General features: G+C 60.2%; 16 protein-coding genes. 7 read left to right on the top strand and 9 right to left on the bottom strand.

Going from position 1 to position 14,229, the window contains the following annotated elements:
* Positions 1 to 47 precede the first annotated feature (47 nt).
* Genes ACIO0C_RS20220 through ACIO0C_RS20200 form a run of 5 tightly spaced genes read left to right on the top strand, consistent with a single transcriptional unit; the run spans position 48 to position 3,950 of the window.
* Positions 48 to 788, top strand: a complete 741-nt coding sequence (locus tag ACIO0C_RS20220) for an SURF1 family protein (RefSeq protein WP_401314806.1) — start codon at positions 48 to 50, stop codon at positions 786 to 788.
* Positions 754 to 1,347 (top strand): hypothetical protein, encoded by a 594-nt coding sequence (locus ACIO0C_RS20215; protein WP_401314805.1) that lies wholly within the window; start codon positions 754 to 756, stop codon positions 1,345 to 1,347. The genes ACIO0C_RS20220 and ACIO0C_RS20215 overlap by 35 nt, the downstream gene beginning before the upstream one ends.
* 10 nt (positions 1,348 to 1,357) lie before the next feature.
* Positions 1,358 to 2,431, top strand: a complete 1,074-nt coding sequence (locus ACIO0C_RS20210) for a heme A synthase (RefSeq protein WP_401314804.1) — start codon at positions 1,358 to 1,360, stop codon at positions 2,429 to 2,431.
* Positions 2,419 to 3,318, top strand: coding sequence for a heme o synthase (cyoE, locus tag ACIO0C_RS20205; protein ID WP_401314803.1), 900 nt, complete (start codon positions 2,419 to 2,421; stop codon positions 3,316 to 3,318). Before ACIO0C_RS20210 ends, cyoE begins: the two co-directional genes overlap by 13 nt.
* Complete coding sequence (locus tag ACIO0C_RS20200) at positions 3,315 to 3,950, top strand: SCO family protein (RefSeq protein ID WP_401314802.1); 636 nt, start codon at positions 3,315 to 3,317, stop codon at positions 3,948 to 3,950. The genes cyoE and ACIO0C_RS20200 overlap by 4 nt, the downstream gene beginning before the upstream one ends.
* Positions 3,951 to 4,039: 89 nt before the next feature.
* Here ACIO0C_RS20200 and ACIO0C_RS20195 read toward each other — a convergent pair whose 3' ends face one another.
* The 3 genes from ACIO0C_RS20195 to ACIO0C_RS20185 form a co-directional block, all read right to left on the bottom strand.
* Complete coding sequence (locus ACIO0C_RS20195; RefSeq protein WP_401314801.1) at positions 4,040 to 4,813, bottom strand: MetQ/NlpA family ABC transporter substrate-binding protein; 774 nt, start codon at positions 4,811 to 4,813, stop codon at positions 4,040 to 4,042.
* Positions 4,814 to 4,885: 72 nt separating this feature from the next.
* Positions 4,886 to 5,560 (bottom strand): methionine ABC transporter permease, encoded by a 675-nt coding sequence (locus ACIO0C_RS20190; protein WP_008002212.1) that lies wholly within the window; start codon positions 5,558 to 5,560, stop codon positions 4,886 to 4,888.
* Positions 5,560 to 6,567 carry a methionine ABC transporter ATP-binding protein gene (locus tag ACIO0C_RS20185; RefSeq protein WP_401314800.1) on the bottom strand — a complete coding sequence of 336 codons (1,008 nt, stop codon included), beginning with the start codon at positions 6,565 to 6,567 and terminating at the stop codon, positions 5,560 to 5,562. The genes ACIO0C_RS20190 and ACIO0C_RS20185 overlap by 1 nt, the downstream gene beginning before the upstream one ends.
* A gap of 160 nt (positions 6,568 to 6,727) precedes the next feature.
* Here ACIO0C_RS20185 and katE point away from each other — a divergent pair, with 160 nt between their 5' ends.
* The gene (gene katE / locus ACIO0C_RS20180; protein WP_401314833.1) at positions 6,728 to 8,914 is read left to right on the top strand and encodes a catalase HPII; all 2,187 of its coding nucleotides are present in this window, start codon (positions 6,728 to 6,730) and stop codon (positions 8,912 to 8,914) included.
* Positions 8,915 to 8,993: 79 nt separating this feature from the next.
* Here katE and ACIO0C_RS20175 read toward each other — a convergent pair whose 3' ends face one another.
* Genes ACIO0C_RS20175 through zur form a run of 4 tightly spaced genes read right to left on the bottom strand, consistent with a single transcriptional unit; the run spans position 8,994 to position 11,796 of the window.
* Entirely contained in the window at positions 8,994 to 9,710 is a 717-nt protein-coding gene (locus tag ACIO0C_RS20175) for a PA5502 family lipoprotein (RefSeq protein WP_401314799.1), read from the bottom strand.
* A 37-nt stretch (positions 9,711 to 9,747) separates the two neighbouring features.
* Positions 9,748 to 10,536: a zinc ABC transporter permease subunit ZnuB gene (gene znuB / locus ACIO0C_RS20170; protein ID WP_401314798.1), complete on the bottom strand. Its 789-nt coding sequence runs from the start codon at positions 10,534 to 10,536 to the stop codon at positions 9,748 to 9,750.
* Positions 10,529 to 11,314, bottom strand: coding sequence for a zinc ABC transporter ATP-binding protein ZnuC (znuC, locus tag ACIO0C_RS20165; protein ID WP_401314797.1), 786 nt, complete (start codon positions 11,312 to 11,314; stop codon positions 10,529 to 10,531). The genes znuB and znuC overlap by 8 nt, the downstream gene beginning before the upstream one ends.
* A complete protein-coding gene (gene zur / locus ACIO0C_RS20160) occupies positions 11,314 to 11,796 on the bottom strand; it encodes a zinc uptake transcriptional repressor Zur (RefSeq protein WP_401314796.1) in 483 nt (160 codons plus the stop codon). The genes znuC and zur overlap by 1 nt, the downstream gene beginning before the upstream one ends.
* Before the next feature lie 66 nt (positions 11,797 to 11,862).
* Here zur and ACIO0C_RS20155 point away from each other — a divergent pair, with 66 nt between their 5' ends.
* The gene (locus ACIO0C_RS20155; protein WP_401314795.1) at positions 11,863 to 12,783 is read left to right on the top strand and encodes a zinc ABC transporter substrate-binding protein; all 921 of its coding nucleotides are present in this window, start codon (positions 11,863 to 11,865) and stop codon (positions 12,781 to 12,783) included.
* Positions 12,784 to 12,882: 99 nt separating this feature from the next.
* On the opposite strand, the gene ACIO0C_RS20150 is transcribed toward ACIO0C_RS20155, so the two are convergent.
* Both ACIO0C_RS20150 and ACIO0C_RS20145 read right to left on the bottom strand, forming a co-directional pair.
* On the bottom strand, positions 12,883 to 13,833 hold the full coding sequence (locus ACIO0C_RS20150; protein ID WP_401314794.1) for a homoserine kinase: 951 nt from the start codon (positions 13,831 to 13,833) through the stop codon (positions 12,883 to 12,885).
* A gap of 58 nt (positions 13,834 to 13,891) precedes the next feature.
* Positions 13,892 to 14,182, bottom strand: a complete 291-nt coding sequence (locus ACIO0C_RS20145; protein ID WP_401314793.1) for a DUF2782 domain-containing protein — start codon at positions 14,180 to 14,182, stop codon at positions 13,892 to 13,894.
* Between the last annotated feature and the right edge of the window lie 47 nt (positions 14,183 to 14,229).

Below are 14,229 nucleotides of genomic sequence, written 5' to 3'. Positions count from 1 at the left end.
ATGCATCTGAGTATAGCTATCGCGATGACCGACTTTCTGGCGACGCCATGAAGCGCTTTCGGCCGGGCATCATTCCAACATTGGTGGTTGCGCTGTTGCTGCCCCTGCTGGTGTCGCTCGGTTTTTGGCAATTGAGCCGGGGCGCGGAGAAAAGCGCGCTGCTGCAAAGCTACACCGAGCGCCGAGCCGCCGAGCCGATCGCCAGCACCGAGCTGCAACACACGGCAGACCCGGCCTTCAAACGGATTCGCCTGCACGGCCAGTTCGACGCCGGGCACATCCTGTTGCTGGATAACCGTCAGCGTAGCGGCAAGGTCGGGGTCGAGTTGCTGCAACCGTTTCAGGATCAGGCCACCGGGTTGTGGCTGCTGGTCAACCGTGGCTGGCTGCCATGGCCGGACCGGCGCACGCCACCGCAGTTCACCACACCGACCGGCGCCTTGAGTCTCGAGGCATGGGTCTACGTTTCGCCCGGCGCGACCTTCCAGCTCCACGCCGACCCAAGCACCAGCACCTGGCCAAAATTGCTGACGGCCATTGACCCGAACGCACTCTGGACAGCCCTGGACCGCGAAGGCTTTGCCTACGAATTACGCGCAGAAACCGGACCTGCAACTTATCAGGCCGATTGGCCAGTAGTTGCCACGGGCCCGGAAAAACACATTGCTTATGCCGTGCAGTGGTTCGCCATGTCGATCGTCCTGTTCGGCCTTTATCTCTACCTAGGCTGGCACAACGCAAAGGAGAAACACCATGGGAGCGGCCATGAATCCACCCAGCATGTCTGAGGCAAAAACGCCGGTGAACCGGCGCAAGGGGCGTTTGCAGTTACTGCTGATTGTGCTGGGGGTGGTCGGTCCGATGATCCTCGCCACCGGCATGTACAAACTGAATTTCTGGGTTCCGGAAGGCCGCAGCTACCACGGCGAACTGATCGGCAACGGACAGAGCCGCGCAGATCTTGGCGTACAGGCCCAGGAAGAACGCTGGCAGTTGCTGGTTACGGCACCGAAGGCGTGTTCGGTGGACTGCCAGCAACTGGTTTATCTTGCGCGGCAAATCCAGATAGGCCTCGGTCGCGATGCCGGTCGCGCCAGTCACGCACTGGCGGCGACACAACCGCTGAGCAGTGATTACGAGACTAAACTTCAACGCGAGTACCCGCAGTTGCAGCGCTATTCACTGGACTTGCCGACCTACGTCAAAGGCGCTCAGAGCAATGACTCTCCACACCTGTGGATCATCGACCCCCACGGCAATCTGGTGTTGCGCTACGACCCGTCAGTCAAAGGCAAGGATCTGCTCAATGACCTGCGTCACCTGTTGAAACTGTCGAACATCGGATAAGGGCATCGTCATGGCCAAGCCTGGATTTCGCCTCGCGCTGTTTGCCACCTTGCTGGCACTGATTGTGGTGTTGCTCGGTGCTTATACCCGCCTGACCCACGCAGGCTTGGGCTGTCCGGACTGGCCTGGCTGCTACGGCTTTATCAGCGTGCCGAAAAGCGAAGCGCAACTGGCCCATGCCGAATTGCATTTTCCGGACACGCCCGTAGAAGCCCATAAAGGCTGGAACGAGATGATCCACCGCTACTTCGCCGGCACGCTGGGGCTGCTGATCTCGGTGTTGGCAGGTCGGGCCTGGGTCCATCGCCGGCATCCAGGGCAACCGGTGAAGCTGCCGTTGTTCCTGCTGGCGGTGGTGTTTGCCCAAGCGGCGTTCGGCATGTGGACGGTGACGCTCAAGCTCTGGCCGCAAGTGGTCACCGGGCACCTGCTTGGCGGCTTTGCGACCTTGAGCCTGCTGTTTCTGCTGACCTTGCGCCTGTCCGGCGTACTACCCGCACTCACGGTGCCGCGACGCTTGCAGCACTGGGCGACGGCGGGACTGTTACTGGTCATCGGACAAATCGCCTTGGGTGGTTGGGTCAGCTCCAATTACGCCGCCGTGGCCTGCATCGACTTTCCGACTTGCCACGGGCAATGGCTGCCAACAGCCGATTTCGCCAACGGCTTCCACCTGACCCAACATATCGGCCCGAACTACCTCGGCGGGCAACTGGACAGCGACGCCCGCACCGCGATTCACCTGACCCACCGAATCGGCGCGCTGTTGGTGACCCTGGTGCTGCTCGGTCTCGCCTGGCAACTGAAAGTCGTCGGCATGACGCGACTCGCCGGGTTGGTGCTGATCGCGCTCGCGGCACAAATCACCCTGGGCATCAGCAACGTGTTGTTGCACCTGCCGTTGCCGATTGCCGTCGCCCACAACGCCGGGGGCGCAGCGCTGTTGCTGACGATGGTACTGGTCAATTACCACGCCCGAACCAGCCTGGTTCGGGTCAAGCAGCCGACACGCTGGCGTTTCAGCCCGCGTAAACATTCAGCCGGGCCCATAACAATAAAAGGAGAGATGCCATGGCGATTCTGATCGGCGAGCGTCACAGCCAGGCGATCTGGCGTGACTACCTGGAGCTGACCAAACCCAAAGTGGTGGTGCTGATGCTCATCACCTCGCTGGTGGGGATGTTCCTCGCGACGCGCGCCGGAGTGCCGTGGACCGTGCTGGTGTTCGGTAACCTGGGCATTGCCTTGTGTGCGGGCGGTGCGGCAGCGGTCAACCATGTGGTGGACCGGCGGATCGATGCGGTCATGGCACGCACCCACAAGCGGCCGCTGGCCGAAGGCCGGGTGTCGCCGGCCGCTGCACTGACCTTTGCCCTGGTGCTGGCGCTGCTGGGCCAGGCCTTGTTGCTGGCCTTCACCAATCCGCTGACGGCGTGGCTGACCCTCGCCTCGCTGCTCGGCTACGCAGTGGTCTACACCGGCTTCCTCAAGCGCGCGACCCCGCAGAATATCGTCATCGGAGGCCTGGCCGGTGCCGCGCCGCCGCTGCTCGGCTGGACCGCCGCCACCGGCCACGTCAGCGCCGAACCGTTGCTGCTGGTGCTGATCATCTTCGCCTGGACCCCGCCACACTTCTGGGCGCTGGCGATCCATCGCAAGGAGGAATATGCCAAGGCCGACATCCCGATGCTGCCGGTGACCCACGGCGAGCACTACACCAAAGTCCACATCCTGCTTTATACCTGCGCGCTGCTGGCCGTCAGCCTGATGCCCTACGTGATCCACATGAGCGGTCTGCTCTACCTGGTATGCGCCCTCGGACTTGGCGCCAGATTCCTGCAATGGGCCGTGGTGCTGTACCGTGGCACTCGGCCGCACGCGGCGATCAACACCTTCAAGTACTCTATTTACTACTTGTTCCTGTTGTTCATCGCCCTGCTCGTTGACCACTACTTATTGTTGAACCTATGACCCGAACCCAGAAAACCGTCTTCATCCTTGTCGCCCTGATCGCGCTGGTCCTGGGCCTGACCATCAACAAAGTACTCACCGGCAAAGGCCAGGGCGATCCGACGGCGCTGATCGACGCCGGCATCATTCTCCTGCCGCAAAGCCGCAATCTGCCGGATGTGAAGATGACCGATCAGGATGGCAAACCGGTGGCGATCAACGAGCTCAAAGGCAAGTGGAGCCTGCTGTTCTTCGGCTACACCTTCTGCCCGGACATCTGCCCGACCACCCTCGCCCAACTGCGCCAGATTAAGAGTGAGTTGCCGCCGGAGGCTGTGGACAAGTTGCAGATCGTGCTGGTCAGTGTCGATCCGCACCGCGATACGCCCAAACAGCTCAAGCAATACCTGGGTTACTTCGATCCGCAGTTTGTCGGCCTGACGGCAACGTCGATCGAAGAACTGCAGAAAGTCGCCAATGCCGTGAGCATTCCGTTCATTCCGGCCGATACCAGCAAGCCGAACTACACGGTCGACCACAGCGGCAACCTGGCGGTGATCGGCCCGGACGGCACACAGCGCGGGTTTATTCGGGCGCCGTTGAATAATGTGAAGCTGGTGGCGCAGTTGCCCGAGATGCTTAACCGCAAATAACCAACACGCCGGGCTCCTACAAGGGACGGTGTTTCAGGCATAAAAAAGGGGCGCATTCAATGCGCCCCTTTTTTCGCTACAGCTTCAGATCAGAACGCCGGCACGACCGCGCCTTTGTACTTCTCGAGAATGAAGGCTTTAACTTCCGGGCTGTGCAGGGCCGCCACCAGTTTCTGCATCGCAGCACTGTCCTTGTCGTCCGGGCGGGCAACGAGGATGTTCACGTAAGGCGAGTCGCTGCCTTCGATGACCAGCGCGTCCTTGGACGGATCGAGCTTGGCTTCCAGGGCGTAGTTGGTGTTGATCAGCGCCAGGTCGACCTGGGTCAGCACGCGCGGGATGGTCGCGGCTTCCAGCTCACGGATTTTCAGGTCTTTGGTGTTTTCAGTGATGTCCTTGACGGTCGACAGGATGTTGTTCGAATCCTTCAACTTGATCACACCAGCCTTGGCCAGCAGCAACAGCGCACGGCCGCCGTTGGTGGCGTCATTCGGGATAACCACGGTGGCGCCACCCGGAAGTTCGGTCAGCGCTTTGTACTTGCTGGAGTAAGCGCCCAGGGGCTCCAGGTGCACGCCGGCAACCGAGACGAGATTGGTGCCCTTGGCCTTGTTGAATTCATCGAGGTACGGCTGGTGCTGGAAGAAGTTCGCGTCCAGGCGTTTTTCCGCGACCTGCACGTTCGGCTGGATGTAGTCGGTGAAGACCTTTACTTTCAGCTCTACGCCTTCTTTGGCCAAGGCCGGTTTAACGAACTCGAGGATTTCCGCGTGCGGCACCGGGGTCGCGGCGACGGTCAGGGTGTCGGCGGCGTGGGCGGAAAAGGCTGCAACGGCAGCGAACGCGACGAGTAGTTTTTTCATTCAGCTAACTCCTTTTGGGTACCCGCTTGCGGCGCCCGTTTGGCGCCTGCCAGCGAATGGCCGGCTCATTTGTCATTTACGAGAGAAGTGCACAACCAGCTTGTCGCCAACGGTTTGCAGGACCTGCACCAGCACCAGCAGCAACACCACCGTGACCACCATTACATCTGTCTGGAAACGCTGGTAACCGAACCGGATCGCCAGGTCACCCAGACCACCGGCGCCGACCACACCGGCCATTGCCGTGTAGGACACCAGTGTAATGGCCGTCACCGTAATCGCCGCGAAAATGCCCGGGCGGGCCTCGGGCAGCAAGGCATTGGTGATGATCTGCCGCGTCGTTGCGCCCATGGCCTGGGTCGCTTCGATGATGCCGCGATCCACCTCGCGCAGGGCGGTTTCCACCAGTCGCGCAAAGAACGGCGTGGCGCCGACCACCAGCGGCGGGATCGCGCCGGCGACGCCCAGGGACGTGCCAGTGATCAACACGGTGAACGGAATCATCACGATCAACAGAATGATGAACGGCAGCGAACGCAGGATGTTCACCACCAGGGACAACATCGCGTAGACGCCCTTGGCTTCCAGCAACTGACGCGGGCTGCAGAGGAACAGCAGTACGCCCAGCGGCAGGCCCAGCAATACAGTGAACAATAGCGAACCACCGAGCATCAGCAAGGTATCGCCGGTGGCCAGCCAGATTTCGAACCAGTCGATGTTGGCGAAGAAACTTGTCAGGGCTTCCATTAGCGCAGCACCTCCATGTGGACGTCGGCCGCGGTGAAGCGGGCGAAGGCCGCTTCCATGTCACCGCCGGTCACCGCCAGGGTCAATTGCCCATAAGGGACGTCCTTGATGCGGTCGATACGACCGGCCAGGATGCTGTAGTCCACACCGGTTTCCCGAGCGACGGTACCCAGCAGGGGCGCGTAGGTCGCTTCGCCCTGGAAGGTCAGACGCACGATGCGGCCTGGCACGTGAGCAAAGTCGTCACGCTGTTCGCTTTCGTCGATGTGTTCGTCTTCTTGCACGAAGCGCTTGGTGGTCGGGTGTTTCGGATGCAGGAACACCTCGGCCACCGAACCTTGCTCGACGATCACTCCGGCGTCCATGACGCCTACCTGGTCGCAGACCCGGCGGATCACGTCCATTTCATGGGTGATCAGCACGATGGTCAGCTTCAGCTCGCGATTGATCTCAGCCAGCAATTGCAGGACCGACGCCGTGGTCTGCGGGTCCAGTGCACTGGTGGCTTCGTCGCACAACAGAATTTTCGGCTTGGTCGCCAGGGCCCGGGCAATGCCGACACGCTGCTTTTGCCCGCCGGACAATTGCGCCGGGTACTTGTTGGCGTGATCGGACAAACCAACCCGGGCCAACAACTCGGCCACGCGCTGATCGATGTCGCGGCGGGATAACTCACCGGCCAGCGTCAACGGCAGCGCAACGTTGTTAGCAACGGTCTTGGACGCCAGCAGGTTGAAGTGCTGGAAAATCATTCCCACCTGCTGACGGAAACGGCGAAGTCCGCTGGCGTCGAGCGCCGTGACTTCTTCGCCGTCCACGATGATCTTGCCGCCGCTGGAGTTTTCAAGGCGATTGATCAGACGCAGCAGGGTACTTTTTCCCGCACCGGAATGGCCGATCAGACCAAAGACCTGACCATTCTCTATCGTCAGATTGGTCGGATGCAGGGCGGGGATATCCTTACCGGCGACGCGGTAGGTTTTATGGACGTTTTGAAACTCGATCACGTAGCGAACCTTGTGGGGCGCGTTGGAAAAGGATCAGCGGTTAGCCGGGCGCGCATTTTAGCCTGTCCGTATAGCAGTTCTTAGCATTTATTTCGTATTCAACCAGCCATTTGGCAATAACGCGATAAAAGGTCAGATAAAAGGAACGGCTAAAAACGCCATCAGTCACTACTTAGGCAACTCGAATTCAGCCGAGGAGTCACGCCTGATGAGTACTAAAAAGCCTGCCGCGCCAAAGAGCGACCTGGCCGGGACCGATACCCTGGACCGCAATAACACCAACGCCAAGCTCGATAGCCTGGAAAAATTCCGCTCCGACGCCACCGGCCAGGCCTTGCGCACCAATCAGGGCGTGAAGGTGGCGGACAACCAGAACACCTTGAAAGCCGGCGCCCGTGGGCCGTCGCTTCTGGAAGATTTCATCATGCGTGAAAAGATCACGCATTTTGACCATGAACGCATTCCCGAGCGCATCGTTCATGCCCGCGGGACGGGAGCCCATGGTTACTTCCAGAGTTATGAGAATCACAGCGTCTTGACCAAGGCCGGATTCCTGCAGGACCCCGGTAAAAAAACGCCGGTATTCGTGCGTTTTTCCACGGTGCAGGGGCCTCGCGGGTCAGGCGATACCGTGCGTGATGTACGAGGCTTCGCCGTGAAGTTCTTCACCGATGAAGGCATCTACGACTTGGTGGGCAACAACATGCCGGTGTTTTTCATACAGGACGCCATTAAATTCCCTGACTTCGTCCACGCCGTGAAACCCGAGCCCCACAACGAAATACCCACCGGCGGCTCGGCCCACGACACCTTCTGGGACTTTGTTTCGTTGCAACCGGAATCGGCGCACATGGTGATCTGGGCGATGTCCGACCGGGCGATCCCCAAAAGCCTGCGCAGCATGCAGGGCTTTGGGGTTCACACCTTCCGCATGATCAATGCCGAAGGAAAATCGCGCTTCGTCAAATTTCACTGGCGCCCTGCCGCGGGCACCTGTTCGCTGGTGTGGGATGAAGCACAAAAGCTTGCGGGCAAAGACACCGACTTCCATCGTCGCGACCTCTGGGAGGCTATCGAGATGGGTGACTATCCGGAATGGGAGCTGGGCGTGCAGGTGGTGGAGGAAGAAAACGAACACGCTTTCGATTTCGATATCCTCGACCCAACCAAGCTCATCCCTGAAGAGATCGTACCCATCACCCCGCTGGGCAAAATGGTGTTGAACCGCAACCCAGACAACTTTTTCGCCGAAACCGAGCAGGTCGCGTTCTGTCCGGGGCATATCGTACCGGGGATCGACTTCTCCAACGATCCGCTGCTGCAGGGCCGGCTGTTTTCCTACACCGACACACAGATCAGCCGACTCGGTGGCCCGAATTTTCATGAGATTCCAATCAACCGAACGATTTCCCCCCTGCACAACGGCCAGCGGGATGCGTTGCACCGCACCACTATCGACAAAGGCCGTGCGGCCTACGAACCGAACTCTATCGATGGCGGTTGGCCGAAAGAAACCCCGCCCGCAGCGCAAGATGGCGGCTTCGAGAGTTACGCCGAGCGCATCGACGCCAACAAGATCCGGCAGCGCAGCGAGTCGTTCAGCGACCACTTCTCCCAGGCACGACTGTTTTTCCACAGCATGAGCAAACATGAGCAAGAACACATCATCGCCGCGTACAGCTTCGAGCTGGGCAAGGTTGAGCGTGAGTTCATTCGGGCAAGGGAAGTGAATGAGATCCTGGCCAACATCGATCTGGAGTTGGCCAAGCGGGTGGCCCAGAACCTCGGACTTGCTGTGCCGAAAGCGGGGACCGTCGATGTACCAAAAACGTCCCTGGACCGCTCGCCGGCTCTGAGTCAGGCCAACCTGCTACCCGGCGATATCAAAACCCGCAAAGTGGCGATCCTGGCGGCCGATGGCGTAGACGGGGCAGCAATTGATGCGATGAAGAAAGCGCTGCAAGCTGAAGGGGCCCATGCCAAATTGCTCGGCCCGACCTCGGCGCCGGTGAAAACCGCCGATGGCAAGTCGTTGCCGGTGGATGCGTCCATGGAAGGCTTTCCTTCAGTGGCATTCGATGCGGTATTCGTCCCCGGGGGCGCGGCATCGATCAAGTCGCTGAGCACTGATGGCGTGGCGTTGCATTACGTGCTGGAGGCTTACAAGCATTTGAAAGCGATCGCGCTGCACGGCGAGGCGAAGCAGTTGCTGGATGTGTTGAAGCTGGAGGTTGATGTGGGGTTGATCGTGGGGACGGACGCCAAGTTGGCCAAGCCGTTTTTTGCGGCGATTGGTCAGCATCGGGTTTGGGAGAGGGAGCCGAAGGCCAAAGCGATTCCTGCCTAAAAAGCAAAAGATCGGGGAGTACGGCAGCTCCAGGGTAATCACCACTCCCTGGAGCTGCCGCAGGCAGCGATCTTTATTCTTAAGGTTTACGCGGGCTCAAAACCATCTGCGCCGGAACGCTGCGAATAATCTGCCGCTCCAGATTCAGATCAAACTGAGGATCAAGCTTCTTCACCCGCTTGGTCAGCAAGTTAGCCACCCATGGATAATCATCGGTACGCGGCACCTGAATGCTCACGTCGCACTGAAAATTCACCACATCGGCGGCGATAGCATCCAATTGACGACGCATTTTGCCCATATCGGTGATATTCAGCTTCACCGTGGTGCTTTCAGCCTCCGGGTCAATGACCTTGGCTTTGCGCTTGGCTTCGGCGGACTTGAGGTCTGCTTCGGCCTTTTCCAGCTCAGCCTTGCGCGCTTGTGCAATGGCACCGTTGACGCCACCGGTCAGCGCAGGCGCTTTAGGCATCAAGACCCGGGCCCGCGCCAATGCGGTGGCAGCAGCGTTTACATCGCCCTTTTGCAGAACGATCTGGCTACGCAACAGATAGGCTTCGGCCAGTTGGCGCTGGTATTGCTCAAGGGATTGATCGTTGGGGGACTCGGCCTGCAACGCGGCCAATTGATTCTCGGCTGTGGCCAGCTCGCTGCTGGCCAGGCTTTGTTCCAGCTGTGCAATGGCCGTGGCCCGCGCATCCGGAACCTCGGTGGCTGCCGGTGGCGTGCTTTGGCAAGCGCCCAGCAGCAAAGAAAATGCGACAAGGAGCAGATAACGGGAGGTGAACGACTTCATTCCTGCGACTCTCTATTTGCGCAAAAAACGAGCAAGTCTACACCCCTCTACGGGGCAGAACAAAACTCAGCAGAAACAGCGCGGCGGCCGCCACTACAATCGACGGGCCCGCCGGGGTGTCCTTGAACCAGGACAGCGCCAGTCCGCCACACACCGCGAGTATGCCCAGCACACTGGCGCCCAGTGCCATCTGCTCCGGTGAGCGGGCGTGTCGTTGTGCCGCAGCGGCCGGAATGATCAACAATGACGTGATCAGTAACACACCGACGATTTTCATCGCCACGGCAATCACCACGGCGATCAACAGCATCAGCGCCAGGCGCAACGCCGCCACCGGCAACCCTTCTACCCTCGCCAACTCTTCATGCACGGTGATTGCCAGCAATGGCCGCCACAACGTCACCAGCAACGCCAGCACCGCGGCGCTGCCACCGAGTATCCACGCCAGATCAGTCGGGCTGATCGCCAGCAAGTCACCGAACAGATAGGCCATCAGGTCGATCCGCACTTCGTGCATGAAGCTTAGTACCACCAAGCCTAAAGAGAGGGTGCTGGGTGCGAGAATTCCCAAAAGCGTGTCGGAGGCCAGCGGCTGACGCTGTTGCAAAGTCACCAGCAACACCGCCAACAGCAAGCAGCCGACGGTGACTGCAACGGTCGGGCTGACATCGAGCAGAAAGCCCAACGCCACGCCCAGCAATGCCGCGTGGGACAGCGTGTCGCCGAAATAGGCCATGCGCCGCCAGACCACGAAGGAGCCCAAGGGGCCCGCCACAACCGCCAGAGCCAGACCTGCAAGCAGGGCGTAGAGCAGAAAATCAGCCATGCTTGCAGCTATCTCCGTGAACATGGTTATGGCCCGACGCGGGCGCCTTGACCACTGAGCCGTGCAAATCGTGGGCGTGGTCGTGGTGGTGGTGGTAAATCGCCAGGCTCTGCGCGTTTTTTCCGAACAGTTCGACGAATGCCGGATCGCCGCTGACCTGCTCGGGGTGGCCGGAGCAGCAGACATGGCGGTTCAGGCAAACCACCTGGTCGGTGGTACTCATCACCAGGTGCAGATCGTGGGAAACCATCAACACACCGCAGCCGTGACGGTCTCGCAGGCGGGTGATCAGGCTATAGAGCTCGGCCTGGCCAGCCACGTCGACGCCTTGTACCGGCTCGTCGAGCACCAGCAGTTCCGGCTCGCGCAACAACGCCCGGGCCAGCAGGACGCGTTGCATTTCACCGCCGGAAACACTTTGCAAGGGGCTGTCGATCACTTGCTCGGCACCGACTTCCTTGAGCGCAGCCAAGGCCATCGCGCGGTCCACGCCCGGCACCAGGCGCAAGAAGCGCAGCACGGAGAGCGGCAGGGTCGGGTCGACATGCAGCTTTTGCGGCATATAGCCGACCCGCAGTTTCGGCTTGCGCCAGACACTGCCGCTGTCGGGCTTCAACAAGCCGAGCACGGCGCGCACCAGGGTGGTCTTACCGGCGCCATTGGGGCCGATCAGGGTCACGATCTGCCCCGGCTCGACGCTCAGCTCAATGTTATCCAGCACGGGTTGGCCGGCAAATGTGACGGCAACCTGCTCGAGGCGGATCAACGCGTTGCTCATCAAGCCCCCTGGCAGCCCGAACAGAGACCGATCACTTCGACGGTCTGGCCTTCGACGACAAACCCGACGTCCTTGGCGCTGGCGATGATCGCGTCGCTGATGGATTTCTGTTCGAGTTCGATGGCGGCGTGGCATTCACGGCAGATCAGGAACTGACCCTGATGCGCGTGCTCCGGATGATTGCAACCGATGAAGGCGTTGAGCGAGGAGATTCGGTGTACGAGGCCATTTTCCAGCAGGAAATCCAGTGCGCGGTAGACCGTTGGTGGCGCCGCTCGGCGGCCATCCTGCTCGCTGAGCACCGCAAGAATGTCGTAGGCGCCCAAGGGTTTGTGGCTTTGCCACACCAGTTCCAGCACACGCCGACGCAATGCGGTCAGGCGCAAACCCTGGCGCGCGCACAAGGCATCGGCCTCAGACAGAGCGCTGTGAACGCAATGAGAGTGGTCGTGGGGACGGCTGGCAATCGGTGTTTTGGGCATGAGCGGCGACGAATTTTGTGAGAGACGTTATTATATTACCCGTTCTCGCCTCTTCGAGTGGTCATCGTGTCTCGACTTTTTTCCGTCTTTGTCGCAATTTTCACCAGTTTTCTGCTGATCGGCCCGGTGCAAGCCGAGGTCAAGGTCCTCACCAGCATCAAGCCACTACAACTGATCGCCGCTGCCGTACAGGATGGCGTGGCGATCCCGGAAGTCTTGCTGCCACCCGGCGCCTCGCCGCATAACTATGCCTTGCGCCCCTCCGACGTACGGAAGGTGCAATCGGTAGACCTGCTGTACTGGATCGGGCCGGACATGGAAGGTTTCATGCCGCGGGTGCTCAATGGTCGTACGCTGCCGAGCGTCGCCGTGCAGGAGCTTCCTGGCCTGAAGCTGCGACATTTCGCCGAAGATAACCACTCCCACGCCGAAGAAGCCGACGAACACGACCACGATCACCGCCCGGGCACCCTGGATGCGCATTTGTGGCTGTCGCCGGTCAACGCCCGGGTGATCGCGGCGAAAATGGCTGCGGACCTGAGTGCAGCCGACTCGGCCAACGCGGCGCGCTACCAGAGCAACCTGAAGGCATTTGACGAGCGTCTCGACGCGCTGGATGCACGCCTGAAGAAACGTCTGGCCGGTATTGAAGGCAAACCTTACTTCGTGTTCCACGAAGCGTTCGACTACTTCGAAGACGCCTACGGTCTGAAGCACGCGGGTGTATTCAGTGTCGCAGCCGAAGTGCAGCCCGGCGCCCAGCATGTTGCGGCAATGCGTGCGCGATTGCAGGAAGTGGGCAAGACCTGTGTATTCAGCGAACCACCGCTACGCCCACGCCTGGCGGAAACCCTGGTGGCGGGCCTGCCGGTGAAGCTGGCGGAACTGGATGCTTTGGGCGGGTATACGCCAGCGACAGCTCAGGGGTATGAGCAGGTGCTGGAGAAATTGGGGAATGATTTGGCGGGATGCCTGGAGTCGTTGTAACCAACTCAGCTCTCTGTAGGAGCGAGGCTTGCCCGCGAAGAACGATAACGCGATGCAGCAGGTACACTGCGGCGTCTGGTTCGCGGGCAAGCCTCGCTCCTACAGGGCGAAAGGCAAAGGTGTATTGACTGTCTGCCGCTGCGCCAGCCGCAGCTCAAACTCCATCGGATCGTGAATCAACACATCCTGCCCGGCAAATGACTCCGCCGCGATCAACCGCGACAACCAGAAGCGCACACACGCCACCCGCAACATCGTCGGCCACAACTCAGCCTCGGCCGCAGTGAATGGGCGCAACGCAGCATAAGCGCCCAGCAACGCCCGCGCCCGTGGGCCGTCGATCAAGCCGTCGTCGTCGGAACACCAGTCGTTCAAGGCAATCGCCACGTCGTAGAGCATCGGCCCCGAACAGGCGTTGTAGAAATCGATCAGCCCGGTCAGGTGCGTGCCTTCGAACATCGCGTTATCGCGGAACAGGTCCGCGTGGATGTTGGCCCGAGGCAGCGCCAGGATTTTCTCTTTCTGCTGGATAATTTCTTCCAGCGCCCGCTCCAGCAACGCTTTCTGCCCGGCATTGAGGTGCGACAGCAATTGCGTGCCCTCTTCCAGCATCCAGTCCAGGCCACGATCGGTCTTGCGCTTGATCATGTTGGCCTGGGTCGCCAGGTGCAGGTGCGCGAGCAACTCGCCTACTTGCGCACAATGTTGTGCGTTGGCTTGCTTGATGTGCTTGCCGGCCAGGCGCGGTTGCAACAGCGCAGGCTTGCCGGCCAGTTCGCGCAGGGCCACGCCGTCGGTGGTACGCAGGGCGTAAGGCACCGGCAGGTTGGCCTGGTGCAGCACGTCGAGCAATTCGATGAAGAACGGCATCTCCTGGACCGGGCCGCGTTCGACCAGGGTCAGGACGAATTCACCCTGCTCCAGGCTGATAAAGAAATTGGTGTTTTCGCTACCGGCGGCAATCCCCTGGAAATCAAGCAGGCGGCCAAGGCCATAAGGGGCGAGAAAAGCTTCCAGCTCGGGCCGAGCCAGGGGGGTAAACACAGACATGGTTAAACTGCCAGTACGAGGCGCCGCCCTTGAGCCAACGCCGATTGAAATTAAGAAACTACTTCCACTCAAAGATCTTCCACGACGGTATCAGCATATCCGGCTGATCCGAGCGAATGAAGTTACCGTCCGATCCATCGGCGCGCACCAGAAAATACGGCTTACCCACTGACGGCGTAACTTTGATGGCGTAAAGAAAACCGTTCTGACGGTATTCCTGGATCGTTTTATCGCCTTCCGTGCGAATCGTAACTTCTGGCTCCGGCGTCGGTGCGTCATCCGCTGCCATGACGGCCAACGGTGTGATAGCAAACAAGCCAGCCAGTAACAGGCGATTTAGTGTGCGCATGATAACCTTGTCCCTTTGTCGTCAACGGTCCCGCTATTCTAGCGCCG

The organism is Pseudomonas sp. NPDC087336, from assembly GCF_044744285.1.
In the GTDB taxonomy this organism is placed as follows: domain Bacteria; phylum Pseudomonadota; class Gammaproteobacteria; order Pseudomonadales; family Pseudomonadaceae; genus Aquipseudomonas.
Note: the sequence above shows the minus strand (reverse complement) of the source record. Positions and strands in the feature narration are given on the sequence as shown.